This window comes from Clostridia bacterium (assembly GCA_028698525.1).
GTDB lineage: Bacteria > Bacillota > Clostridia > JAQVDB01 > JAQVDB01 > JAQVDB01.
In genome coordinates this window covers 39,040-45,154 of the sequence record JAQVDB010000007.1, presented here as the reverse complement: position 1 = coordinate 45,154, position 6,115 = coordinate 39,040, and the positions used below count along the sequence as shown (strand labels likewise).

Genomic DNA, 6,115 nt, shown 5'->3' with positions numbered 1-6,115 from the left:
ATGAAAATATCTGATCACTTCTATATTTAGGTTCTCCCATTTCAGCAACTAATTCATATATATCCTGCCTATCGAAATCCTTTATAATAAACTCACTCAAATCAACTATCCTCCATACTATATTACTTCAGCTTTTTAAGTTTTGCAATAAAAAAACCGTCTACCCTATGAATATTCGGATATAAATTTAAAGTCCGTGTCTTTCCAATACCTAATTCATTAGATAGATCGCATAGATAAAAATTATCATTATATTTCAAGAAATCATCAATGATATCTTGATTTTCTTCCCTGTTTATAGTACAAGTACTATAAACAAGGACTCCATTTTCTTTTAAATATTTAGAAGCATTCTTCAGTATCCTTTTCTGAATAGACTTTAACTTTTCAAAATCATCGTATTCTTTATTTATTTTAATATCAGGTTTTTTTCGTATAACACCTAGTCCGGAGCATGGAGCATCTACCAGCACTCTATCATACATCTCTTCTGATCTATCATCCAACGCCAAGGCATCCACAACCTGAGCATCAACAATTTTTATTCCCAATCTAGAACAGTTTTGTTTTACTGCTTTTATCTTGCTTATGTTTATATCCCTAGCAACTATCTGTCCGCAATTCTCCATGAGTTGTGCAATATGAGTAGTTTTCCCCCCTGGGGCAGAACACATGTCGAGTATTTTTTCACCTTTTTGGGGGTTCAACGCCTTTGACACCAACATTGAACTTTCATCCTGAATTATAAATAATCCTGTTTTGTATTCTTCTAGACCTAAAATATCTCCTGCTTTCTCCAACACAAGACTTTCATCATTGTAAAGTCCATCATACACTATTATTCCCTTTTGTTGTAATTTATTTTTTAATCCCTTTTTATCCGTCTTCAAGGTGTTTACCCTTATAGTTACGGGTGCACGCTTATTGCTATCAATACATAATTGTTCAACAAATTCAAAGTCAAACTGATGTAACCATAAATTTAAAATATATATAGGATATGAATACTTTACAGATAGATATTTTATCTTAGATTTTTTCTTGTCAGGATATGATATGTTTGATTTATTTCTGGATATATTCCTTAATACAGCATTGGTAAATCCTGCTGCCTTTTTATTGTATTTCTTAACTAAATTTACAGATTCATCACAGGCTGCAGAATCAGGTACTTTGTCCAAAAATAGAATCTGGTATATTCCTAATCTGATAATATTTAATACTTTAACAGAAACTCCTTTTATGGGTATTTTTGAAAACTTTTTGAACACCAAATCTATAAATATCATATTTTCTAAAGTACCATATACGAGTTCTTTTATGAATCTTTTATCCCTCTCTTCCAATTTCCCGTCATTCAATGCTTTCCACAAAACAGTATTTGAATACTGCTTATCAACAACAATTTTCGTAAGTGCAACCAGTGCTTTATCTCTGGCATAATCTATTTTTAACACCACAAAACTCCTTTTTCAAATTTCACAAAACAATACGTTATCCCAAAATAGGATAACGTATTATTTTAATCTCTATTTCTTAAAGTCATCAATCTCAATAATTGAGCCAACGCAACTGCAGTTGCAGCAACATATGTCAATGCCGCAGCACTTAAAACCTTTTTAGCTTTTCCTACTTCATCCTGAGTTACATATCCGCCAGACGATAATAAGTATATCGCTCTTCTACTAGCATTGAATTCCACCGGTAGAGTAACCACTTGAAATAACACTGCTGCTGAAAATAGAATTATTCCAATATTAATAAACCGCGGATGGATTAAAAATCCCATCAGTATGAATACCCAAGCCAGTTGAGAACCTAGATTAGCCACAGGTACTAAACTGTTTCTAAACAACAAAGGGAAATAACCTGTATTGTGCTGTATGGCATGCCCGGTCTCATGGGCTGCTACACCTAGTGCTGCTATAGAAGTACCTGAATAAACATCTCTAGATAATCTTAACACGTTAGTTCTAGGATCGTAATGGTCAGATAACCTACCTCCTACAAGCTCAATATTCACATTATGTAACCCTTGTGAATCCAGTATAGATCGCGCCACCTGCGAGCCAGTATATCCTTTCAAGCTCCTGTGACGTAAATATCTACTGAATGTACTCTGTACCTTGACTTGAGCATACATAGCAAGCAAAATTGCTGGTATAAGAAAAACCATGCTACTATAATAACCCATAGTTAATCACACCTTTTTTATATTATAAACTTTTCAAACAGAAAACACATCGCCTTTTTTAATGCTATATCCCTTAACAAACTCACTGGAATCCATCTTTATGCTATTTTCCGGCTGTATTTCTTTAATAATTATTTTTCCTCTTCCGGCAGAAACTATGATTCCTTTTTCCACACTGGCTTCCAAAACTTCCCCTGCCCGGACGTTCTCTGTACCATTTTGTGCTATACCTACAGCCCATATCTTCAACCTTTTGCCGTTTTTATAGGTATATGCACCTGGCCACGGATTGAACGCTCTTACCATATTCTTAATATCAACGGCTTTTTTTGTCCAATCTATCAATGCCATATGTTTCTTTATCATTGGAAAATACGATGCGTTATTTTCTTTCTGCTTAACGCCTTTTGCATTTCCCTCTCTTATCAGTTCGATAGTATCTATGAGAACTTGGGCACCCAGAACAGATAATCTATCATGTAATTCCCCGGCCGTTTCGTTTTCCCCTATGCATATGCTTTTTTGCAAAATTATATCTCCTGTATCCAAACCTTGATCCATAAACATAGTAGTGATACCTGTATGTCGATCACCATTTATTATGGCAGCCTGTATTGGCGCTGCCCCTCTATACCGGGGTAGTAAGGAAGCATGAACATTTACACATCCCTTTTTAGGGATATTTAGAATGTTTTCTTTTAATATCTGCCCATATGCTACAGTGACAATTAAATCCGGTGATAGCTGTAACAACGTTTGTTCAACCTCAGCATCACTGACTCTTTTAGGCTGAATTATTCTCAACCCATATTTTTCAGCTAATTTTTTAATAGGAGGCTGTATAATTTTTCTCCCTCTGCCACCTTTTTTATCCGGCTGTGTTACTACACAGGATATATTGTAGCCTTTTGCTATCAATTCTCTGAGACAGGGGACTGAAAATTCAGGTGTCCCCATAAACACTATGTTCATATTATCACTCCTGGTCTTGATCATCTATAGCTTTGTCTATAAAAAGCACTCCATTTAAATGGTCTATTTCATGACAAAGAGCCCTTGCCAGTAAATTTGTTCCCTTTATCGTTAACTGTTTTCCATCTCTGCCCAAAGCTTTTACTATTACAGCAGATGGCCTATCTACCTTTTTTGCCACTCCCGGAATGCTCAAACACCCTTCCTCATCTATCTGGCTCCCAGAGGATGAGATTATCTCTGGATTTATTAACTCTATCAGACCTTCACCTATATCTATCACCACTGCCCTCTTCAATATTCCAACTTGTGGGGCAGCTAAACCTACTCCATCGTTTTGATACATAGTTTCAGCCATATCATCCAGCAAGGTCAATATCTTATCATCTATTTTATCTATAGCCCTTGATTTTTTCCTTAATACTTCTTCCCCGTATTTCTTGATCATTCTTAAAGCCATAAAGAACCTCCCGAATCACATTATGTTTTGAGGATTTATATCTATATTAATAAATACCCCTTTTTTCTTATAATAATTAAAATATTTGTCACTTATTTTCCTTAAAACCTCCAAAGAATTATTGATATCATTTGTCTTTATCAATATCTGCCATCTATACATACCTTTTATTTTGGGAATAGGAGCTACAGATGGTCCCAAAATAATTATATCATCTTTACCGGTTAAATATTTAAAAAATGAATTAAGAATTTTATATACTTCCTGTATCACATCAATCACACACCGCTCATCTTTGCCTCTTACTATTATATTTATAATTTCCATGAAAGGTGGATATTTAAAAGCCTCTCTATAAACTATCTCTTGTGAATAGAACTTCTCATAGTCATGGTCTGTAGCAGCCTTTAAGCTATAATGATCAGGTTGATAGGTCTGAACTATCACTTCTCCTTTTTTAAAACCTCTTCCAGCCCTGCCCGCCACCTGGGTTATAAGTTGGAAAGTACGTTCAGCAGAACGAAAATCAGGAAGATTGATTGAAACATCGGCCGCTATAACCCCTACAAGAGTTACATTAGGAAAATCAAGTCCTTTTGAAATCATTTGAGTTCCTATAAGAATATCGATTTCTCCTCTTCTAAATTTAGAGAGTATTTTATTATGTGCTCCTTTACCCCGAGTAGTATCCACATCCATCCTAGCGATTCTCGCATCTTTAAAAGCGTTTGCAGTAAATTCCTCTACTTTTTGTGTGCCTATTCCAAAATATTTAATATAATTACTTTTACATTGTGGGCATACTCGCGGGCTATTTGCAGTATATCCGCAATAATGACATTCCACCTTTCTGGTATCATTATGATATGTTAAGGTTATTTCACAATTTTTACACTTCATTACATAACCACATTTTCTACAGCTAACAAAAGTTGAATATCCTCTTCTATTCAAGAACAGAATCACCTGTTCTTTTCTTTCCAGCCTATCTTGTATATTATAATAAAGTTTGCTGCTAAATATTGATCTATTGCCAGCTTTAAGTTCTTCCCTCATATCCACAACATCCACATGTGGCATAGACCTTCCATTTATTCTCTTATCCAGCTTAAATAGGGTATACTCACCTTTCAACGATTTATAATATGATTCCAATGAAGGTGTAGCACTTCCTAATACCAAAACAGCATTTTGCATCTCCGCTCTTTTTTCGGCAACCTCTATTGCGTCATATCTGGGATTTGTGCTGGATTTGTATGTATTTTCATGTTCTTCATCTATTATTATCATACCTAATTTATCGAAAGGAACAAATATTGCTGATCTTGCCCCTATTACTATAGAAACTTCTCCCGTTCTGATTTTTTCCCACTGATCATATTTCTCCCCTTCCGATAATGCGCTATGTATTACACCTACGATATCTCCAAATCTGGATCTGAATTGGGTGATCATCTGGGGAGTTAGGGATATTTCAGGCACCAGCACTATAACCTGCTTGTTATTGTTTATAGCTTGTTGGATGGTCTGAAGATATATCTCTGTCTTTCCACTTCCAGTTACTCCATGGATTAGGTACTTATTGCACCTTCCTTTATCTAGTTGAGAAGCTATGCCATCGATTATATGTTTTTGTTGACAAGTCGGCCTTTTAGGTAAATCCCTTTCGTAAGAGATGCCTAAAAAAGGATCTCTCTCAACGTTTACTTTCTCTACATTTACTAGACCTTTCTTGATCATTGAGTTTAATGAAGAATATACGCTGCTTCCCACTATTTCCCTCAACTGTCTTTTTGAAAGCATCTTATGTTTTTTTAGTATATCAAATATTCTTCTTTGTACATTTGCCCTAGACGAAATATCTTGTTCACATGCGTCATCAGTTAACTCCACTACTTCTATATATTTGTTTTTTGTCTTTTGAAAGGTCTTATAAAAAAAATCTATTATTCCTTCTTCTTTAAGTTTATACAATATTCTATCAATATCTTTAAATCCGGTTTCTCTAGTGATAGTCTTTATGCTGACAGGCTCTTTCTTCTTAATAAGATATTTTATTACACCCTTGTCCTGTTCATTAAATTTATCAAATTTATTCTTATCTATAGATAAAAATTTTACATGTTTATCTGATTTTATTTTGATACAGGATGGTAACATAAGCATTATCGCTTCATTTAATGAACAAAGATATTTTTTAGATATCCATTTTGCCAATTTTATGCTGAAAGGCAGAAGGAGGGGCATCTCATCAGTCACTGAAATAATCTCTTTAACCTCTTTTATGTTGATATCATCTATGTTATCTCTCATACCTATTACATAGCCTTCATATACTTTGTTGCCCATTCCAAAAGGAACTAACACACGTACTCCCTCTGACACTTTACCGATCAACTGATCTGGTATAGCATAGCAAAATACTTCGCTATTCCCGGTATATTTCAATCCAATAACTATATCTGCATATTTTTTAAAGGACATTATCC

At 34.6% G+C, this 6,115-nt stretch carries 5 protein-coding genes; all 5 read right to left on the bottom strand.

Annotated elements, in window-relative coordinates:
* Positions 1 to 122 precede the first annotated feature (122 nt).
* Positions 123 to 1,457 carry a 16S rRNA (cytosine(967)-C(5))-methyltransferase RsmB gene (gene rsmB, locus PHP06_01925; protein MDD3839318.1) on the bottom strand — a complete coding sequence of 445 codons (1,335 nt, stop codon included), beginning with the start codon at positions 1,455 to 1,457 and terminating at the stop codon, positions 123 to 125.
* A 65-nt stretch (positions 1,458 to 1,522) separates the two neighbouring features.
* Positions 1,523 to 2,194 (bottom strand): zinc metallopeptidase, encoded by a 672-nt coding sequence (locus tag PHP06_01920; protein ID MDD3839317.1) that lies wholly within the window; start codon positions 2,192 to 2,194, stop codon positions 1,523 to 1,525.
* A gap of 33 nt (positions 2,195 to 2,227) precedes the next feature.
* Positions 2,228 to 3,166 (bottom strand): methionyl-tRNA formyltransferase, encoded by a 939-nt coding sequence (fmt, locus tag PHP06_01915; protein MDD3839316.1) that lies wholly within the window; start codon positions 3,164 to 3,166, stop codon positions 2,228 to 2,230.
* Positions 3,167 to 3,170: 4 nt separating this feature from the next.
* Positions 3,171 to 3,626: a peptide deformylase gene (gene def, locus PHP06_01910; protein ID MDD3839315.1), complete on the bottom strand. Its 456-nt coding sequence runs from the start codon at positions 3,624 to 3,626 to the stop codon at positions 3,171 to 3,173.
* Between the two features lie 15 nt (positions 3,627 to 3,641).
* Positions 3,642 to 6,110 carry a primosomal protein N' gene (gene priA, locus PHP06_01905; protein ID MDD3839314.1) on the bottom strand — a complete coding sequence of 823 codons (2,469 nt, stop codon included), beginning with the start codon at positions 6,108 to 6,110 and terminating at the stop codon, positions 3,642 to 3,644.
* Positions 6,111 to 6,115: the final 5 nt, after the last annotated feature.

What these genes read in the sequence shown, in the direction of transcription:
- PHP06_01920 (MDD3839317.1), bottom strand. Translation starts at nt 2,194, where the DNA reads ATGGGTTATTATAGTAGCATGGTTTTTCTTATACCAGCAATTTTGCTT.
- fmt (MDD3839316.1), bottom strand. Translation starts at nt 3,166, where the DNA reads ATGAACATAGTGTTTATGGGGACACCTGAATTTTCAGTCCCCTGTCTC.
- def (MDD3839315.1), bottom strand. Translation starts at nt 3,626, where the DNA reads ATGGCTTTAAGAATGATCAAGAAATACGGGGAAGAAGTATTAAGGAAA.
- priA (MDD3839314.1), bottom strand. Translation starts at nt 6,110, where the DNA reads ATGTCCTTTAAAAAATATGCAGATATAGTTATTGGATTGAAATATACC.